Source organism: Brevibacillus sp. FSL L8-0520, from assembly GCF_037963895.1.
Taxonomy (GTDB): Bacteria; Bacillota; Bacilli; order Brevibacillales; family Brevibacillaceae; genus Brevibacillus; species Brevibacillus borstelensis.
Window position 1 is genome coordinate 5,107,944 of sequence record NZ_CP150171.1, and the last position, 18,819, is coordinate 5,126,762.

The 18,819-nt window shown below is 53.9% G+C and carries 19 protein-coding genes and 1 riboswitch; of the genes, 6 read left to right on the plus strand and 13 right to left on the minus strand.

Annotated features, from left to right (window positions below; genetic code table 11):
* Positions 1-2: 2 nt before the first annotated feature.
* The 6 genes from pduL to NSQ24_RS24900 form a co-directional block, all read right to left on the minus strand.
* On the minus strand, positions 3-782 hold the full coding sequence (gene pduL, locus NSQ24_RS24875; RefSeq protein WP_003388596.1) for a phosphate propanoyltransferase: 780 nt from the start codon (positions 780-782) through the stop codon (positions 3-5).
* Positions 783-788: 6 nt separating this feature from the next.
* On the minus strand, positions 789-1,076 hold the full coding sequence (gene eutM / locus NSQ24_RS24880; protein ID WP_003388597.1) for an ethanolamine utilization microcompartment protein EutM: 288 nt from the start codon (positions 1,074-1,076) through the stop codon (positions 789-791).
* Between the two features lie 62 nt (positions 1,077-1,138).
* Positions 1,139-2,632: an acetaldehyde dehydrogenase (acetylating) gene (locus NSQ24_RS24885; protein WP_024984492.1), complete on the minus strand. Its 1,494-nt coding sequence runs from the start codon at positions 2,630-2,632 to the stop codon at positions 1,139-1,141.
* Positions 2,629-3,147, minus strand: a complete 519-nt coding sequence (locus NSQ24_RS24890; RefSeq protein WP_003388599.1) for a BMC domain-containing protein — start codon at positions 3,145-3,147, stop codon at positions 2,629-2,631. Before NSQ24_RS24890 ends, NSQ24_RS24885 begins: the two co-directional genes overlap by 4 nt.
* Before the next feature lie 16 nt (positions 3,148-3,163).
* A complete protein-coding gene (eutL, locus tag NSQ24_RS24895; RefSeq protein WP_003388600.1) occupies positions 3,164-3,814 on the minus strand; it encodes an ethanolamine utilization microcompartment protein EutL in 651 nt (216 codons plus the stop codon).
* Positions 3,815-4,145: 331 nt separating this feature from the next.
* Positions 4,146-5,051, minus strand: coding sequence for a LysR family transcriptional regulator (locus NSQ24_RS24900; protein ID WP_024984493.1), 906 nt, complete (start codon positions 5,049-5,051; stop codon positions 4,146-4,148).
* Between the two features lie 207 nt (positions 5,052-5,258).
* Between NSQ24_RS24900 and NSQ24_RS24905 the strand changes: the two genes are divergently transcribed.
* Positions 5,259-6,326, plus strand: a complete 1,068-nt coding sequence (locus NSQ24_RS24905) for a putative sulfate exporter family transporter (protein ID WP_122957990.1) — start codon at positions 5,259-5,261, stop codon at positions 6,324-6,326.
* 127 nt (positions 6,327-6,453) lie between these two features.
* On the opposite strand, the gene NSQ24_RS24910 is transcribed toward NSQ24_RS24905, so the two are convergent.
* Both NSQ24_RS24910 and NSQ24_RS24915 read right to left on the minus strand, forming a co-directional pair.
* Positions 6,454-6,786, minus strand: coding sequence for a PepSY domain-containing protein (locus tag NSQ24_RS24910; RefSeq protein WP_122957991.1), 333 nt, complete (start codon positions 6,784-6,786; stop codon positions 6,454-6,456).
* Between the two features lie 97 nt (positions 6,787-6,883).
* Positions 6,884-7,930 (minus strand): Gfo/Idh/MocA family oxidoreductase, encoded by a 1,047-nt coding sequence (locus NSQ24_RS24915; protein WP_339166840.1) that lies wholly within the window; start codon positions 7,928-7,930, stop codon positions 6,884-6,886.
* 111 nt (positions 7,931-8,041) lie between these two features.
* On the opposite strand from NSQ24_RS24915, the gene NSQ24_RS24920 reads away from it, so the two are divergent.
* Complete coding sequence (locus tag NSQ24_RS24920; RefSeq protein ID WP_003388609.1) at positions 8,042-8,740, plus strand: ABC transporter ATP-binding protein; 699 nt, start codon at positions 8,042-8,044, stop codon at positions 8,738-8,740.
* Positions 8,741-8,746: 6 nt separating this feature from the next.
* The gene (locus NSQ24_RS24925) at positions 8,747-9,973 is read left to right on the plus strand and encodes an ABC transporter permease (protein WP_339166842.1); all 1,227 of its coding nucleotides are present in this window, start codon (positions 8,747-8,749) and stop codon (positions 9,971-9,973) included.
* Here the strand turns inward: NSQ24_RS24925 and NSQ24_RS24930 are convergent.
* Positions 9,945-10,850: a LysR family transcriptional regulator gene (locus NSQ24_RS24930; protein ID WP_003388614.1), complete on the minus strand. Its 906-nt coding sequence runs from the start codon at positions 10,848-10,850 to the stop codon at positions 9,945-9,947. The genes NSQ24_RS24925 and NSQ24_RS24930 overlap by 29 nt on opposite strands.
* A 189-nt stretch (positions 10,851-11,039) precedes the next feature.
* On the opposite strand from NSQ24_RS24930, the gene NSQ24_RS24935 reads away from it, so the two are divergent.
* Positions 11,040-12,317 carry a Glu/Leu/Phe/Val dehydrogenase gene (locus NSQ24_RS24935; protein WP_003388616.1) on the plus strand — a complete coding sequence of 426 codons (1,278 nt, stop codon included), beginning with the start codon at positions 11,040-11,042 and terminating at the stop codon, positions 12,315-12,317.
* Positions 12,318-12,421: 104 nt separating this feature from the next.
* On the opposite strand, the gene NSQ24_RS24940 is transcribed toward NSQ24_RS24935, so the two are convergent.
* The 4 genes from NSQ24_RS24940 to NSQ24_RS24955 form a co-directional block, all read right to left on the minus strand.
* Positions 12,422-13,867, minus strand: coding sequence for a DEAD/DEAH box helicase (locus tag NSQ24_RS24940; RefSeq protein WP_171505949.1), 1,446 nt, complete (start codon positions 13,865-13,867; stop codon positions 12,422-12,424).
* Positions 13,868-14,041: 174 nt separating this feature from the next.
* A complete protein-coding gene (cspD, locus tag NSQ24_RS24945; RefSeq protein ID WP_171505950.1) occupies positions 14,042-14,242 on the minus strand; it encodes a cold-shock protein CspD in 201 nt (66 codons plus the stop codon).
* 203 nt (positions 14,243-14,445) lie between these two features.
* Positions 14,446-15,315 carry a transporter substrate-binding domain-containing protein gene (locus NSQ24_RS24950; RefSeq protein ID WP_024984496.1) on the minus strand — a complete coding sequence of 290 codons (870 nt, stop codon included), beginning with the start codon at positions 15,313-15,315 and terminating at the stop codon, positions 14,446-14,448.
* A gap of 140 nt (positions 15,316-15,455) precedes the next feature.
* Positions 15,456-17,429, minus strand: coding sequence for a methyl-accepting chemotaxis protein (locus NSQ24_RS24955; protein WP_003388623.1), 1,974 nt, complete (start codon positions 17,427-17,429; stop codon positions 15,456-15,458).
* 99 nt (positions 17,430-17,528) lie between these two features.
* A riboswitch (cyclic di-GMP riboswitch) is annotated at positions 17,529-17,621 on the minus strand.
* A gap of 211 nt (positions 17,622-17,832) precedes the next feature.
* Here NSQ24_RS24955 and NSQ24_RS24960 point away from each other — a divergent pair.
* Together NSQ24_RS24960 and NSQ24_RS24965 are read left to right on the plus strand one after the other, a co-directional pair.
* A complete protein-coding gene (locus tag NSQ24_RS24960) occupies positions 17,833-18,267 on the plus strand; it encodes a hypothetical protein (RefSeq protein ID WP_003388625.1) in 435 nt (144 codons plus the stop codon).
* The gene (locus tag NSQ24_RS24965; protein ID WP_003388627.1) at positions 18,255-18,551 is read left to right on the plus strand and encodes a YxcD family protein; all 297 of its coding nucleotides are present in this window, start codon (positions 18,255-18,257) and stop codon (positions 18,549-18,551) included. The genes NSQ24_RS24960 and NSQ24_RS24965 overlap by 13 nt, the downstream gene beginning before the upstream one ends.
* The last annotated feature ends 268 nt before the right edge of the window (positions 18,552-18,819 follow it).

Below are 18,819 nucleotides of genomic sequence, written 5' to 3' on the forward strand. Positions count from 1 at the left end.
TATTACCTCCCTTGACGGGTGTAGAGCTGGCCGTTCTTGCCGATGACCTTGACCCGGTCGCCCGTTTTCAGGTTGGCTGCGTTGCCTTCGTCCAGATCGACGTGAAAATCAAGCGCAAAGCGCGGATTCACGCGAACCACCACATCCGGATAGATGATGGGACGCTCGCCGGTCGTCTCCAGAATCAGCGTGTCGCCATCCTGTACCTGATACTCCTGCGCCTCGGCTTCGGACATGTGCACATGCCGCTTGGCTACGATCACGCCTTTTTCCAGAATCCGCGAGCCCTTGGCCGTCACCAGCACCAGGCCGGGTGTCCCTTCGATGTCGCCTGACATCCTTACAGGTGCGTGAACGCCCAATTGAAAGCCATCCGTGCGGGAGATTTCCACCTGGGTCGCGCCACGGGCCGGTCCCAGGATGCGGACGCCGTGAATGGAGCCTTTGGGGCCGACGATCGTGACCGTTTCCTGGCAGGCAAACTGGCCAGGCTGCGACAGTTCGCGAAGAGGGGTCAGCTGATAACCGGGACCAAAGAGTGCCTCCACATCTTCCGGCGACAAATGCACGTGCCGGTTGGATACACCGACCGGGATATATCGTTCCGGCTGACTTTGGACGGCAGGCTGCAGATGTTCTTCAGACGATTTCACTTCAATCCCTCTTCCCTTTAAAAAATCGGCCGCTGCCGGGGTTAATTTGTCCCCTTTCTCCAGGAGAAAGGGGTTGGGAATACCGCTTTTATGCATAGCTCGCAAGGATGTTTCTGTAATGACCGCCATACGGCATTACCCTTCGAGCTTCGGCAGAATCAGTTCAATGTCGCCGTGCGGACGCGGGATGACGTGAACGGATACGAGTTCGCCTACTTTTTCTGCTGCTGCTGCGCCTGCGTCAGTGGATGCCTTTACTGCGCCTACATCGCCGCGGACCATAACGGTTACCAGACCGCCGCCGACATGCACCTTGCCGATGAGCTTCACGTTCGCTGCTTTTACCATTGCGTCTGCAGCTTCCACTGCACCTACCAGACCTTTTGTTTCCACCATGCCCAATGCTGCCATTTCTCCTGCCATTTTCTATTCCTCCTTGGATATTGTCTTTGGATTTATATGGATATTGATTTTGTTAACTTCGCTTATGCCTTTGCGGTCATTTCCGCCAGCACCGACTTGATGATGTCTTTGATCTCATCCCGGCTGAGGCCGACGTTGAGAGACGATACCGCCTCAAGAGCCGCTGCTTCCGTCGCGGCAGTTGCCGCTACTGGCTGGGACGGGGGCATCTCGCGGATGCCAAAGGCGACGCGCTTGACGTTGAGCAAATGCTGCGGCCCGATGTTGTCGGACGTGATGTTGTTCCCAAACGAACCGCATCCGAGCGTCAGCGACGGCTGGATTCCGGTCGTCGCGCCGATGCCGCCAAAGGTGGTGCCGGTATTGACCGCGATCCGCGATGCCGGCTGGGCGAGGCCAAATGCCGTGATGACGGCTTCATCTTGGGCGTGAATCCCCAGCGTATGGCCGAGTCCGCCCAAATCCAGCAGCTCCCGGCAGCGCTTCGCCCCTTCTTTCCAGTCCTGGACCGTATAAAATCCGAGGATCGGAGAGAGCTTTTCCACCGACAGCGGGAACGCCTTGCCCACCTGTGTTTCTTCTCCGATCAGCACGCGGGTGCCCGTCGGAATGGAGATTCCCGCCAGCTCTGCGATGGCTTGCGGGGAGCGGCCCACGACCTTGGCGTTGAGCGAGCCGTTGATCATAATGACAGCGGCCACTCTTTCTTTTTCCTGTTCATTGAGGAAATAGGCGCCTTCCCGCTGCAGTGCGGCAATGACCTGCCGCTTGATCGACTCGTCTACGACCAGTGCCTGCTCGGAGGCGCAGATCGTGCCGTAGTCAAACGTTTTGCTTTGTACGATATGCTTCGCTGCTGCAGCCACGTCTGCCGTGTGGTGAATGTAGACCGGCACGTTTCCCGGTCCGACGCCAAAGGCGGGCTTGCCCGAGCTGTAAGCCGCTTTTACCATCGCCGTTCCGCCTGTAGCCAGAATGACGTCAGTCAGCTTGTGCTTGATCAATTCATTCGTCGCCTGCAGAGTCGGTTTGGTAATGCAGTGGATCAGCCCTTCTGGGGCCCCTGCGCGTACAGCTGCCTCGGCCATCAGCCTTGCCGCTTCCAGCGTGCATTTTGCCGCAGACGGATGCGGGCTGAAGATGATCGCATTGCGCGCTTTGAGCGCGATCATCGACTTGAAGATCACCGTCGAGGTCGGGTTTGTGGAAGGAACGATTCCCGCTACAATCCCTACGGGCTGCGCTACCTCCCAGACCTTGTTCTCCTCGTCCTTGCGAATGATCCCTACCGTTTTGCGGTCCTTGATCGCTTCGTAGACGCGCTGTGCGGCAAACAGGTTTTTCATCCGTTTGTCCGGCACATTCCCAAAGCCGGTCTCCTCCACAGCCATCGCAGCCAATCGCTCAGCAGCTTCCTCGCCCGCCTTGGACATCGCCGCAACGATGGCATCCACCTGTTCCTGGCTGAAGCTCTCCAGCTTGGCCTGCGCTTCTTTGGCTTTGGCGAGGAAAGTCCTTACTTCCTGCACCGAGTACAAATCAGCATCCAGCATCATTTGTCTTCACCTCCATCTTTCCGCTTGGCTTCCAGATGGCGAATCAGGTCTTCTTTTTTCGCCGTGTTGATCTCTTGCTGGGAAAGCGGGAATTCCGCATACGAGCGGGCCAGCTTTCTCAGATCGTTGATCGACATGGCGTCAAGCTCTGCAGCTTCGGTATTGTCGACCGCCGCCTTTTCTGCAGCCGATTGCTCCTGGGCAGCAGCCTGCGGAGCGGATTCCTTTTGACTAAACATCTTTTTGATCATCTGGGGCACAGACTCGTCCGGGCGCGGTATGACGTGGGAATGCAGCAGGCGTCCAACCCGCTTTGCTGCGTCCGAACCCGCGTCGACTGCGGCCTGCACCGACGAGACATCGCCGATGACGTAGACGGTGACGATTCCGGCATCTGCTCCTTCATAAGTTACTACCTGGACATCTGCCGCTTTGGCCGCGGCATCTGCGGCAGCGACTAGTGCCGGAAAGCCCAGCGTCTCGATCATGCCGAGCGCATATGCATGAGCACGCATTTACGTTTCCTCCCGCTTATCGTTTTACTGGCGTTGCAGCGACACTTCGCACCGCTTCGGCAAATGCCTCTGCCGCAGCGCTGCACGCCGACTGGCTGCCGGTCAGGAGCGCTCCCCCGAAGTTGGTTTCTGTAGGCGGGCCAAAGAATTGCTTGAGCTCCACATCCGCCGCCTTGAGTGCGGCGTCGATGCCGTACATGGCTTCGAGGGGAGGGGCGATCAGATAGGCCAGCGGTTCGCCCTCGGGAATACCCGCCACCTGGGACAGATAGCTTCCTGTCCGCGATACGACGTGAGCGTAGTATGCGTGCGTTCCTTCCTCATTGAGCGAATAAAAGCAAGCCCCGTTCGCCATGAAAGCAATCGCCGCATCGAGGCCGCTTTCCACTTCGGAGGGAGTAGCGCCTCCGATCACTCCGATAAACTCACCCGACAACGGACCCGAGGCGTGGGCCGAACCCGCGTAAAACGAACGGGCATAGACCACTTCCACTGCCGCTTTCTTTGTCGCTTCATCAATGGCTGTGTAGCCTACATCATCGATCGTTGAGGTAAGCAGCCCCAAGCTTCGGATGTGGGGAGCCACATTCAGCTTCTCGGCCAGCCGGGGATCCACATTGGGGATCATCCGTACGGCCAGTGGCGTTGCTCTGATCGGTTTTTCCAATGCCAGTCACGCTCCTTTCCGGTAAAGGCACCAACCCTTTGCCAAAAAACGCAAAAAAGGTGCCGAAACACATGGGTGTAACCCTCGTGTTCTTGGCACCTTTGCCTTTGATTGTTCACTTGTCATAAAAAAGAAAGAAGTGGGGAAATTCTGTTTACTCCCCGTGTTTTCACTTTATTATAGCCCACCCGAAAATGCAAGCGTTTTCTTCCGTTTTTCCTGTGATTTCCGTACGTAACGGCTTTACAGACCGTTTGCCTTTTCAGAGAGCAGCGGTCTTTTTTTGCCCCAAAATAACGCCTTACTCAAACCGCAGGAGAAGGAACACTGATCACTTCCGCTCCAGAGAATCGGGGAGCACATCATTTTTCCGCAGCAAATCGAGAAAAATATCGAGTGCTTTCGTCCGAAACGGATTCGCTTGCGTCACCAGGGAAAATTTCCGCATGATCGGCGTTTCAGATAGCTTTACGGTGCTCAGCGACCCCAAGGTAAGCTCTTTGCGAATCGCCCAGGAGGAAAGCAAGCTGACGCCCGTTCCCGCCTCTACCGATTCCTTGATGATCTGCGTGCTGCCAAATTCCATCAGGTTTGCCGGAGACAGACCGAGTCTGGCAAACATTTTTTCGGCGGCTTCCCTCGTCCCTGAGCCCTCTTCCCGCACGATCCACGTTTCTTCCTCCAGCTCCTCTACCGTCACCTTTACTTTTTTGGCCAGCCTGTGGCTGGACGAGACGATGATCTGCATTTCGTCGTCGGCAAACGGCTCAATGCTCAGCTTTTCATGCCGGCACTCTCCTTCCACGATGCCTGCATCGAGCTGTCGTCCGGCGATGAGCTCGACAATCTCTTTTGTATTGTGGATCGTGATCGTCGGCTTGATTTTGGGGTACCGGTCGCGCAGGCGGGCAACCACGTGGGGAAGCACATACTCGCCAAACGTATAGCTCGCACCGATGATCAAATTGCCGCTTGGCGTATTCATCAGATCGTCCACCAGATCGCGCATGCGCGTGTGAAGTCCGAGAATCTCCTTGGCATGGTGATACACGATCTCTCCCGCTTTGTTCAGGCGTACATATTTGTTGCTTCGCTCCAGCAAGCGAGTGCCGAATTCGCGTTCCAGCGCTTGAATATGCTGGCTGACTGCCGGCTGTGTCATGTGAAGCTGCTCGGCCGCGCGGGAAAAGCTTTCTTTTTCCGCCACTGTTACAAAAACAAGCAACTGCTGATCCATTCTGCCCCCCACCCGTTTTCGTGTGTCTTGGCCCCATTATACTATTTTGCTTATCATCATTATCATAATGATTTATTTTTCTTATTCACCGGTTTGCCGTATGCTGGAGTTGGTTGTAAAACAGTTCGGAGGAAGCCTCTCTTTTGGAGAGTGCGGCACGAGGGCCATTGTCTTTTCCTTCTGCAAAAAAGTAACGGAGATGATGCAATGTCTACTCAATTGAAAAACAGCATGCCCACGGATGACGAAGCCGCTTTGGCAAAAGGCAGGCCCGGCGCGGCAAAAAAAGCGCCGGCAGCCTGGCTGTGGCTGGCGGGAGTGGGTTTTACCTTTATCGTGGCCCTGCTCGGATACGGCCTTGCACAGGTTCCCGGCTTTGACCGCGTGGGCCAACTGGCATGCGCCATCCTGATCGCGGTAGCTTACCGCCAAATCTGGGGATACCCCGAAGCGATCCGGCCCGGTATCCAATTTTCCGCCAAACGGCTGCTGCGTCTCGCCATCATTTTGTACGGACTGAAGCTGAATATCGATGTCGTCATGTCGGATGGCTTGGGGTTGCTCGTATACGATGCGGGCGTTATCGTCTTTTCCATCTTCCTGACCCTGCTGATCGCCAAATGGCTGAAAGCGGACACCTCGTTGTCGCTCATGCTTGGAGTGGGTACCGGTGTATGCGGAGCGGCAGCCATTGCAGCGGTGTCCCCCATCATCAAGGCTAAGGACGAGGATACGGCGATTGGTGTAGGAATTATCGCACTCGTCGGTACCATTTTCGCTATCACCTACACCATCCTGAGGCCGATTCTGCCTTTGTCGCCAATCGAATACGGCACCTGGTCAGGGGTCAGCCTGCATGAAATCGCACACGTCGCACTCGCAGCGGCTCCAGCCGGACAGGACGGTCTGGCGATCGGGCTTTTGGCGAAGTTGGGCCGCGTTCTCCTGCTCGTTCCGCTCTGTTTCATCCTCATGTACTGGATGAAGCGGACAGGCAAAGCAGATGGAAACGCCAAGATCGAGTTTCCCTGGTTCCTGATTGGCTTTATCGCCATGAGTGTCTTTGGCAGCTATGTACTGGGCAAGCAGATTCCCGTTTCCTACGGTTTCAGCAGCGGAATCGCCAGCCTCACTACTTTTGTTTTGACGATGGCCATGGTCGGCCTCGGCCTCAATGTCAACCTGCGCGATCTGCGGACCAAAGCATCCCGCCCGCTCATCGCCATGGCGATTACGTCCGTTTTGCTTTCCGTGTTGACGTTTGTACTCGTGTAGATGTGGATGTCGCCTAAAGGAGCATGGTGACTTGATGGCAATCAGCGGGCACGTCCTGGCGCAGCTTTAGAGCAAAAACGGAAAAGACGGCTTGCTGCGAACCCCTCGCCTAAGCCGTCTTTTTCGATCACACGTCTTCTCTTTCGACCTTGCGCACTTTCCCTGTCACCGCATCGATTTCCACTTCATACGGCTGATTTTGCTCGTTGATCACGATGACCTCATAGACGGGCACGCCATCTTCCGTTTCCAGCTCTACATGGACGACTCGTCCCTTTACCTGCTGCAATGCGATTGTCTTGGCCTGCTCTACGGTGATAAGCTGCCGCGCCGGAGCCAGGTTGGCAGGCTGGTCCACACGACCGGAGTCATTCGCCGCGAAAGCTGGTTGGCCTGCCAAAGCAATCATGCAGCACAACCCCAACACGCCCAACATCCTTCTGGTCGTCGTCTTCTTCATGTTTCCTACCCCCTTTCCACGGCTTGTTACGCACATAGTTTGTCTCCGGCCCGCGCCTTTATTCCTCCAAATCCCTTTTCTTGCTTATCGTCCCAAATCACCGCATCCAGTCTATCCGCTGCACTTCCCCCGTCTCCAGCGACCGCTGGATCGCCGTCATGACCCGGAGAACCTGAACACTCTCCTCGGGAGTGACAACCTGGGGTCTTTCCCCGGTTTTGACACAGTCCACGAAGTACTGCAGCTGATTGACAAAGGGGTCACCCGGCTCGATTGCAACAGGCTGTCTGCTCCCCTCGCCATACCAGAAAAAATGGCTCTGTTTTTTCCCGGAAGCTCTGTCAGACGTATAGGAAAAGTCGAGCGTTCCCACTGGTCCATTCACCCTCATCGCGACGGAAAACGGGAAGTCCTTCCCCATCAGGTGCGAGCCTTCGACGACTGCCTTGCTTCCGCTTGCAAACACGAGATTGGTCACCACGTGATTCCAGGCTCCATTTTCGCTTTGCTTGCCGACAGCGTATACCGAAGCGACCGGCCCCAGCAGGTGGATCAAAAAGTCGATATCGTGCAGATGCAGGTCAAATAAAGCCCCGCCGCTCTTCGCCGGGTCCTGAAACCACGAACTCCAGTCAGGCGGCTGCGAAAGCCGCTGGGCATAGATCATCTCTGGCCGACCGAGCCGCCCCGCATCGATCCACTGCTTGATCGCGACGTACTCCGGCCAAAAGCGCAATACCTGCGCGACCATAAAGAGTACATTTGCCTGCCGGACCTCCTCCAGCATCCGTTCAGCCGCAGCGGGCGTGAGAGTGATCGGCTTTTCACACAAGATATGCTTGCCGGCCCGGGCAGCCTGTACGACATGCTGTTCATGCAAATCCGTAGGCAGGCAAATGTCGATGATGTCGATCTCCTCCTGCTCCAGCATAGCCTCCAGAGCAGGATAATAACGGCAGGCGTATTCTTCAGCCATCTGCTCCCCTCTTTCCCGATTGCGCCCCGCGATTGCCACCACCCGGGCGCTCCTGACTTGCCGGTAGGCGTTCAAATGCGTCTGGCCGATATTTCCGGCTCCGACCAGTCCTATCTTTACGATTCTGTCTTCCTTGTCCGAAATCTGTTCGGATTCAGAGGCTTCCATATGCAATCCCCTCCTTCTTTTGGCATTCTGCTTGTCCCCCGCATTCGTGATATGATAAAGAGGGCCTTATCCGTATATTGGAAAAAAGCACGGCCTTTGAGGTGAAACCAAATGCTTACATTGGAGAGAGTCACAGGGGGCTACTCGACGGGAAAGCCCGCCATTCACGATATTTCCTTTTCCGTCCAATCCGGTGAAATCGTCGGACTGATCGGCTTGAACGGAGCAGGGAAAAGCACCATTTTGAAGCACGTCCTCGGGTTTTTGCAGCCGTCTTCCGGGACGATCGCCTTCTCCACAGATCAGCCGCTGCTCGCCTATGTACCGGAAATGCCGGAATTGTACGAAGAGCTGACTCTGTGGGAGCATCTGCAGTTCATGGCTAAAGCGTACGGGCTAGAGGAACAGCAGTTTCAGGAACGGGCCAAACGGCTGCTGGAGCTATTCAGACTGGACAAAAGGGCGCATCATTTTCCCGGCTCCTTTTCCAAAGGCATGCGGCAAAAGGTGATGATCCTCTGCGCCTTTCTCGTAAAGCCGGATGTCCTTGTCGTGGATGAGCCGTTCGTCGGCCTGGACCCGCTTGCAACCGAGACACTGCTGAACCAGCTTACAGAAATCAAGCAGGAAGGGACGGCGATCTTGCTGTCGACACATGTGCTGAGCCTTGCGGAGACGTATGTGGACCGCTTCGTCATCGTCCACGGCGGGAATATGTCGCTTCACGGCACGCTTGAGCAGATGCGCCAGCAGGCGGGGCTGCCGGATGCTACGCTTGAACAGTTGTTTTTGGCTGCGGTGCGGGGGTGATGTGCCATGGCGTTTGATCCACTCTACGCGACAAGGCTGCAGGCCGCCTGGCAAACAGGGCAGAGGTACGCCAAGAGAGCAGTAGCCGGAAGCAACTCGCTCGGCCTGGTGGTGCTTTATTTTCTGGCCGCTTTCCTGTACATGAGGGTTGCCGAGTCCCTGACCGGCACCTTCTGGACCCAGTTGGCCGCCTGCCTGTTGACCGCTGTGTTTGTGGCTCCGGCCTCCGTTCGCACTTTTTTGCGAAAAGCCGATCTGGCCATGCTGGCGCCTTCTCCTTACCCGATGAAACACTATTTGCGGTCTGCGTTTGTCTACAGTCTGCTGGTGCAAGCTGCCGGCATGCTGCTTTTGGCCGCGATCGTCTATCCGGTGTATAAAAGGACAGCCTTGTCTCCGGGCTCATGGGCGCTGCTCGCCGGCAGCCTCATCCTGCTGAAAATGTGGTGCAGCGACCTGTACTGGCGGCACGTGCGACTGGAGCGCGATTCTTTTTTGCTCCTTATCGCCAGATGGGGGATTGCCGCCCTGTTTCTGTACGGCTTCTGGACAAGCAATAGGGTGTACGCGGCCGCTGCGCTTGTGCTCATGGTGATCCTGACCGCCATGGCGATGAGCAAGGCCGCTCGATACCACCTGCCGTGGCTTTTCCTGATCGAAAAGGAAAACAAGCGTATCGACCTGTACTACACCATCCTGAATATGTTTATCGATGTCCCCCATAAACGGAAAAAGGTGCGCCCCAGAACGTGGGCCATCCGCCTTTTTGATCGGTTGACCGGAGACAAGGGCGATGCGTATCTCTATGTGCTCGTCCGCCACGTCATTCGGACCGGAGAGACATTTGCGATTTATCTGCGTTTGGCATTCTTGACGCTCGCCCTGATCGCATGGGCAAAAGCGCCTCTTTTGCTGTACGCGCTTTGCCTGCTTGGCCTCGCTGCTGCCGTAAAACAGGTAACACAGCATATCCGCACCATCGTGCATCCTCCGTCCATCCGGCTTTTGCCGATCGCATCGGAAGAGCGGCAGCGGGCAGCTTTCCGGCTTTGCCTGGCCATGCTCGGGCTGATGACCGCCGGAATGACCGTCGTTATTTTGAGCAAGACGGCGCCGCTTTTGGACAAGCTCGCGCTGATTGCGATCTGCTGGATATGGACGTATTTGCTGACGGCGTATTTTTTCCGTCGCAAGAAAACGGCGGCTAACTATCAAATCCCTCTAAAACGCTGAAGAACTGCTTGAGAAAGTCACAGAACAATTTCTCCGTGGGCGGCAGCTCCCGGTCAGCCGGGATAATGACGCCCACGGTGCGGGTAACGGTCGGCTCCGTCACCGGGATCATGACGGTGCTGCGGGGCCGATTGTCTGTCAGCGTGATTTCAGGCAGCAGCGTGACCCCCAGTCCGGCCGCCACCAGCCCTTTGATCGCGTCAATGTCCTCCCCTTCAAACGAGATGGTCGGCCGAAAGCCGAGCTGACCGCACGCCTGTACGACCAGCTCTCGCAAAATGAACCCCTCCGGGAACAAGACGAACCCTTCCTCGCGAAGCTGACTGAGCTGCAGCCTAGCCTCCCCTGCCAATCGATGGTGGGAAGGAAGCAGCGCCACGATCTTCTCCAAAAACAGCGTATGGCCAATCACCTGCTTTTCATCCTTGGGAACCGGTCCAAGGAGAGCCAGATCGATTTCTCCCTTGATCACCGCATCGATCAATTGCCGGTACGATCCCTGGCGCAGGTGAAACTGCACATGCGGATGCTGTTCGCGAAAAGCGGAAATGACGGTGGGCAATGTGTAGGCCGCCAAGCTGCTGGGAAATCCGATGCGGATCGTCCCGCGCTCCGGGTCCAAAAATTCCTCGATCTCCCGTTTGGCTTTGTCAATCACCTTCATCGCCTGCTCCATATGCTCCAGAAACACTTTTCCGATCGGGGTCAGCCGTACGTTGCGTCCATCGCGGATAAACAGATTGACGCCCAATTCTGCCTCCAGATTGACGATCTGCCTGCTGACCGCCGATTGCGCGATATGGAGGGCATGGGAAGCTTCCGTCACATGCTCCCGTTTGGCTACCTCGATAAAATACTGAATCTGCCTCAGTTCCACCGTTCTCCCCCTCTCTATTTTTATTCATCTCATTTCGGCATTAATCTCATCTATATTCTATATTGTTTCGATTAATCCTTACAGATAAAATACTTTTGTATTCCGTTCATCTTTTTTTGAATTGTTCTGATTACTATTACTGCTCTATTTAAAATTATTTAAAAATAAAGAAAAAAGAGGGAGAGAACTATGGCGATTTTCCAGGAGGTTCAACAATCGGCGGGTGAAGTCCTCAATCCGTATGAAATTGTGCAGACCCAAATTGAAACTGCAGCATCCCTGCTCGGATTGGAGCGCGGCGTGGTAGAAATACTGAAAAAACCGAAACGGGTATTGTACGTTTCTTTCCCGGTCAAGCTCGACGACGGCAGTATCCGCGTATTCGAAGGCTTTCGCTCCCAACACAATGATGCGATCGGACCGACAAAAGGGGGCATCCGCTTTCACCCGGATGTGACCCTGGATGAGGTAAAGGCGCTGTCGATGTGGATGACGTTCAAATGCGGCGTCGTCAGCCTGCCCTACGGCGGCGGCAAAGGCGGTGTTATTTGCGATCCCCACGAGTTCAGCAAAGCGGAAATCGAACGGATCAGCCGCGGCTTTATGGAAGCGATCGCGGACATCGTCGGTCCGGAAAAAGACATCCCGGCCCCGGACGTTTATACGAACCCGCAAATTATGGGGTGGATGATGGATACGTACAGCCGGATCAAAGGTTCTTACAGCCCCGGCGTCATTACCGGCAAGCCCCTGATCATCGGCGGATCGAAAGGACGCAGTGAGGCCACCGCACGCGGCTGTGTATACACCATCGAAGAAGCGATGAAGGATATGGGCAAATCGCTGCAGGGAGCGACCGTCGCCATCCAGGGCTTTGGCAATGCAGGGCGCATCGCGGCTGACCTGCTGTCCGGGCTCGGCTGCAAGATCGTAGCTGTCAGCGACTCCAAAGGCGCTCTCTACGACCCGGCCGGGCTGGATCTGGCCCAGGTGGAGAAATTGAAGGATTCGTCCACCATTTTGGATTACGACGCCCGTTTCCACCTCCAGCAGCCAGAGGAGCTGTTGGAGCTGGATGTAGACATTTTGGTCCCCGCTGCGCTGGAAAACGTGATCACATTGAAAAATGCCCATAAAGTCAAAGCGCGCATCATCGCCGAAGCGGCCAACGGCCCGACTACGCCCGAAGCAGACAAAGTGCTGCACCAAAACGGCGTCTTGGTCATCCCCGACATTCTCGCCAATGCAGGCGGCGTGACCGTCTCGTACTTTGAGTGGGTGCAAAACCTGATGAATTACTACTGGAGCGAAGCCGAAGTAAACCAGAAGCTGCGCGACGTCATGACCCAGTCGTACTGGGCCGTTCGTTCAATCGCGCAGGAGTACAAAACGGATTTCCGCACAGCCGCTTACATGATCTCTCTCAAACGCATCGCAGAGGCGATGAGAGCAAGAGGCTGGGTGTAGAGCTCCTGCACATTCCGGATCAAATAATCAAAGCCGCCCGGCATCAGCGCTTGGCGGCTCTTTTTGTGGCCTAGATCCGGCGCAGAGGTTGCTCTGGCGCTGCTCTAGTCTCTATTGCGGTCACGGTCGCGATCCCGATCCCAGTCTCTTCTGTTCCTGTTGTGTTGGGCCGGTCTTCCTTTTCCATGCCCCGCTCGCGAGAAGCCGCCTCCGCCTCCGCCGCTCCGCTTGGCTCCGGTACGAGGGCCTCTGCCTCTGGACTGATCCATCATTTTTCTCTTGCCTACGCGCAGAGGGGCTTCCTCTGTCAAACGGACAGGAGTGGTGTCGGGTTCCTTGGTAAGCAGCTTCAATGCAGCGGCTACCAACGTTACGGAATCGACCTCATCCAAAAGCTGCTCAGCCAGCGACTTGTACATGCTCAGCTCGCCGCTGCCTGTCGTCTCCATCAGTTTGTCCACTGTCAGACGCTGTTGTCCCTCGATCGCTTCGGCAAGCGTCGGAACAGGCTTTCTTTCCATCTTGCGGTTGGTAGCCTTCTCGATATAACGCAGGTGGTCTGTTTCTCTCGGAGTGACCAGCGTAATCGCCAAGCCTGTTTTACCCGCACGCCCGGTTCTGCCGATGCGGTGGACATAGCTCTCTGAATCCTGCGGAATGTCAAAGTTGTACACGTGGGTAACCCCGCTGATATCCAATCCGCGAGCGGCCACATCGGTAGCGACCAGCACTTCGATCGTGCCTTCCTTGAACTTGCGAAGCACGCTGTCGCGTTTTGCCTGATTCAAGTCGCCGTGGATGCCTTCCGCACCGTATCCGCGCTTGTTCAGAGCCTCTGCCAGCTCGTCTACGCGGCGTTTGGTCCGTCCGAAGATAATCGCCAGCTCAGGCGAATGGATGTCCAGGAGACGGCACAGAACATCAAATTTCTGCTTCTCCGGCACTTCCATATACTGCTGCTGGATATTGGGAACGGTCAATTCCTTCGCCTTGATCGAAATGGTAACAGGGTTTTTCATGAAATTGCGGGCAATTTCCTGGATCGGGCGCGGCATCGTCGCCGAGAACAGCAGGGTTTGCCGCTCTTCCGGCATCTCTTGCAAGATAGCCTTGATGTCGTCGACAAAGCCCATGTTGAGCATTTCATCCGCTTCATCCAGTACGACCATTTCCACACCGTGCAGACGAATCGTCTTGCGGTTCATATGGTCCATGAACCGGCCCGGAGTAGCAACGATAATTTCAGGGCGCTTTTTCAATGCCCTGATCTGGCGCTGGATATCCTGTCCGCCGTAGATCGGCAGAGCAGTCACTTTTTTGTGCTGGGCAATCTTGTTCAGTTCTTCAGCTACCTGAACAGCCAGTTCCCGGGTGGGAGTGAGGACTACCGCCTGGATCTGTTCCTTTTCGCTATCCACTCTTTCCACGAGCGGGATGCCGAAAGCAGCGGTTTTCCCTGTACCGGTTTGTGCCTGCCCGATTAAATCCTGTCCCTGCAGGACGGTGGGGATCGTCTCCGCCTGAATCGGTGTCGCCTCTTCAAACCCCATGTCACTCAGGGCGCGGGCTACCAGATGATGGAGCCCAAAATCATAAAATGTTGCCAATGCGCGTCAATCTCCTTTGCTTAAATCTAAATGTCCTACCAATTAAAATGACCGAAAAAGAGGGCTGTATTCCTGTTGATGGAATAAGCCCTCTTTTCGCGTCTATATCAGAAGGATTTACAGTTTGTTTACGTTTGCAGCTTGTGGACCGCGATTGCCTTCCACGATGTCAAATTCAACGTTTTGTCCTTCTTCCAGGCTTTTGAAACCATTTCCTTGGATCGCGGAGAAGTGAACGAATACGTCGTCACCATCTTCACGCTCAATGAAACCAAAGCCCTTTTCTGCATTAAACCATTTTACTTTTCCGATCACGATTGTGGCCTCCTCATGTAAACAATTGATAAAAAGCAAGAAAACCTCAAAACCGTTTCCGCTTGAAACCTCATGAGAGGCCGCAAAATCGTTCCCGGGTATTCATGTCTTTTTAACATAGATAATATCATACCATCATTTTCGTCAATTAGCAAACATCGCTGCGTGCCTACACGCAGCGATATTTCCACTATAGCAATATTTGGCTATTGGAGCCACTTTTTGTACAGCTCATCAAATTTGCCTTGCAGCTTCATTTCATCCATCCATACATCCAGATAGCTGGCAAAGATAAAATCTCCGCGGTGGATCATGTACGCTTTTTCGCTTTTGGTGAAAGGATTGTCAGTCAAAGCCGCATACAAGCGCGGGTCTGCCTTTTGGTAAACCATGGCTTCCAGCGTGTCCGTAATCATCACATCATAAGTGCCGTTGGCTACGAGGCCCGGAATGTCGAGGTTGTTTTCCACTACTGTCACCTTCGCGTTTGTCAGGTGCTCGCGAACAAATTTTTCGTTGGTTCCGCCTGGATTCACGCCAATGCGGACAGTCGGCTTGTTGATGTCTTCAACGGTTTTGTACTTGTCTTTATCCTCTTTGCGGATCAGCGGAGCCTTTCCGAATTGGATGTAGCCTTCGCTCATGTGGGCCTTTTTCTGTCTTTCGGTATTGCGGGTAACGCCGCCAACAGCGATATCGAATTTGTCAGCCAAAAGGTCATCCATCAATGTCGGCCAGGAGGTTTGGACGAAGCGGGCTTCTACGCCCAGACTTTTCGCAAACTCTTTCATGGCGTCGATATCGTAACCTTCAAACTCGCCAGTCTTCGGATTCAAATATGTGAAAGGTTTGTAGTCACCCGGTGTGCCGATGAGGATGTACCCCCGCTTAATGATCGCATCGAGGCGGGACTCAAACTTTTTATTTTCCTGTTTCAGATCGGTATTTTTCGCGTATACAGCATTTTGATTGGCCGCCGCGACAGAGCTCATCGCCGAAGCATTGCCGACTGTGCCTGTCGCAAGCAAAGCAGCGGCTACAGTACTTGCCATCATGAGTTTTTTCCAGTTTTTCATCTTCTTCTCCTCCAGATCCAATGCTTTTGTCTTTGTTTCTGCCTCAACACTTTCCAGATGTTTCCTGCTATCTCCCAGAGGCATCCCCCCTTTCGCAGGAGGCTTTTCCTACTGATATCCAAAATGGCCACAGCGTATGGCTACAGCGTAAATTTCCCAAGCCTCTTCTGCATTTCATCCACCACATCTTGCAGCTTGCCGACGGATTCGGCAATATCTTCAATCGTACGCAGTTGTTGATGTGTCGCTTCCGCCACATTTTTTGCATCCTCGGATGCATGGTTGGCGATGGCGTGCATTTCTGCCACCGATGCGCTTACCTCTTCCGAACCGGCCGACATTTCTTCCGAAGCGGCGGAGACTTCGAGGATGTGGTCTGCTACATTGCGCGAGGCGCTCATGATGCGATCAAAAATGGCTCGCACTTCCTCGATCAGCTCAACACCGTCTTTCACGTTTTTATTCCCGGCATCCATCGCCTCGACTGCTTCCGCGGTATCCTGCTGGATTTCCTGGATCAGCTGAGCGATTTTCGCCGCCGATTCTTCAGACTGATGCGCCAGACTCTTCACTTCACCCGCTACAACCGCGAAGCCGCGGCCATGCTCGCCTGCCCGTGCCGCTTCAATCGATGCGTTCAAGGCGAGGAGATTGATCTGTGAGGTCAGCCCGCTGATCGTGTCAAGAATGCTTTCGATTTCCTGGGACCGCGCATGCAGTTTTTCGATGGCTGTCGACACCTTGGCAGTGCCCTCTCCGATACTCGTCATTTGCTGCACGGCGTGATCTACCACCGTAGCGCCCTGCTCCGCCTGTTTGGCCGCCTCCTGCGCAGATTCCGATACCCGCGAGGATGTCTCCGCAATCTTCACGATGCCGACGGCCATATCATTCATCGAAAGCGCGACTTCCTGCGCACTGCCAGCCTGCGCTGCGGCGCCGTCAGCAATTTGTTGAACAGAGCTGCTGATCCGGTTTACTGCCTGGGTCGCTTGATCTATCCCGGCAGATACTTCCTTCGTGAAGGAGAGCACCTCATCCGAAGACAGGGAGACACCCTGGATCAAGTCCTTCAAATGATTCACCGTTTGGTTGAAATCGCGGGACAACACGGCGATCTCGTCTTTTCCTTGCACGGTCACGCTATTGGTCAAGTCGCCCTTCGCCACCACCTGCACCACCTGGTTCAGACGCTGAATAGGCCGGACCATGCTGACTGCCACGGCATAAACGACGGCGATAGCGAGAACGATAGCGACGCCGGAGATGATCAACAGCTTCACCATCAATTCAGCGATAGGGGCATGCAGCTCTTCAGATGGAGCGGCAATAAATACCCCCCAGTGTTGGTCAGTAGACGCGTAGGATGCGAACATTTCCTTGCCATCCGCCTCGTACTGAACCGTTCCCTCTCCGCCGCTCTGGATCGCTTGGAAAGCCTCCTGCAGCTGCGGAATATCGGTAGTAGCCAGAGACTCCTTCAGGATCAACTCTTCATTTGGATTCCAGACATAGGTTCCTTTTTGACTGACGAGGAAAGCGTAGCCTGTCTGCCCAAAGGTTTCCTCGGAAACGGTTGTCTGAATTTCGTTGATCGGGATGGTAGACCCCATGTACCCGTACTGCTTGTTGTTTTTCATCAGCGGTACGATGATCGTCACGATATTGTTGCCGGTACGCTTGGAGACGACCGGCTCCGAGATGATCACTTTCCCTTCGCCTTTTCCCGCAGCCTGAAAGTGCTCCCTGTCGGAAACCTGTGTCACTTCGCCTTTGAAGTTGATGACACGGTTTCCGGTCAGGTCGTAGGAAAAGAAGAAGGTTTCAAACTCCGGGTGTTGCTTCTGGGCGTCCTGAATCAGCTTCAGGTCCTTTGCCTGATCGTTGTCTTCCGAGATCATTTTGGAAATCGTTTCGAGAATGATAATTTTGCTGTTAAAAAACGTTTCAATCTGTTCAGACAGATTTTTTGCGCTCAGCTCGGCTTCCTTGTCAAGGCTCGTTTCCAGAATACTCGAGGAGCTCCAGTAACTCGCAACAGATACAGAAATCAAACTGATAATTAGCAGGATGCTCATCACCACAATCAGTTTTTGCTTGAGACTGTTTCCCATGGATATGATCCCTCCCTATCCCCCTACACGCGACGACCTGCCTTCTTTTTTGGGCACAAAAAAAAGAAGACTGCCATTCCGACAGCTTCTTTGCTTCGGTCTGGCAACCCGGCTGTCGTAGCCGCATTTTTATGCAGCCTTAGACCCGTGGCTTTGCGTCCCCGCCTTTCAGTGGGTTTGCCTTTTTCAGAATTTTTAATTAGGTTAAAAATACTATAGCAAAATTATAATAACATACTCATAACCTATTGAGCGTAGTAAATGAGGACTATTTTGCGAACAAAAAAATATCATACAATCTGTGACAAATCATCATTTACTATCAATACCGGTTGAATAAGCCGGAAAATAATCATAGACTTATATATAGACGGAAAATAAAAAGGAGATGACTTTTCCTATAATGAAAAAATTACTGATGTTGGTCATTGCGTTTGTCCTTGTACTGGCTCCAACTGGCTTTGTAACCGATCACGCCGATGCCAAAGGCTACAAATCCGGCAAAAAGTCTATCGCTCCTACAAAAACGACGCCGAACAAAGCGGATTCCAATGTAAATGCGACGACGAACAACAACACCACGAATTCCACAACACCGGTAAAAAATACATCTACTGCTGCACCGAGCAAAGGCGGTTTCATGAAAGGCCTGCTCGTCGGCGGTCTGGCAGGATTGCTGTTTGGCAGCCTGTTCAGCGATTTGGGCGTACTCGGCTCCATCCTCGGATTCATGATCAACATCCTCGCGGTCATCGTGTTGATCGCTGTGATCCGGAAGGTTTACTTGCTCTTTAAAAACCAGCGTAAAAAGCAGGAATGGGATACATGGAAACGATAAAAATTCTTGAGCAGGACATTATAAACGCCATTTGCATGCATGTGGCGAGCAAAAAGCAGATTCAGCCGCAAGAGGTTGCCGTCGAGCTGATGTGGGACGAGGACTACGGTTTTTCCGCTGAAGTGTACGCCAACGACCGCAAGCAGATCTTTATCAAAATCAACATTATTGAAGCGATCCGTTATTGGCTGCAGACGTACATGCACCGCGATCCTTATTCGGCCAGACTGGAACTCGTTCTAGACGAAGAAGAAGGCATTATCGCCTATGCGAGCTACGGCTGATAAAAACGCAGCACAATTCTGCACGATCATTGTTTGCCATAAAAAAGCATCATCGGAAAATTGCTGAGCTATGATCCGAATGTTGAGCTTTGACCCGCAAGCCGGACACTTTACCAGGTGCCCTGTCTTGCGGGTCATTGTTTTCTTTTTCGCCTATCATTTCTTTTCGTAAGAATTTTGTAAGGATTTTCAAAGCCCTTTTGTAAAAAGTACCCGGTATGATAGAAATATCTCCTCGGTTCGGGAAATGAACAGACACAAGAAAGAT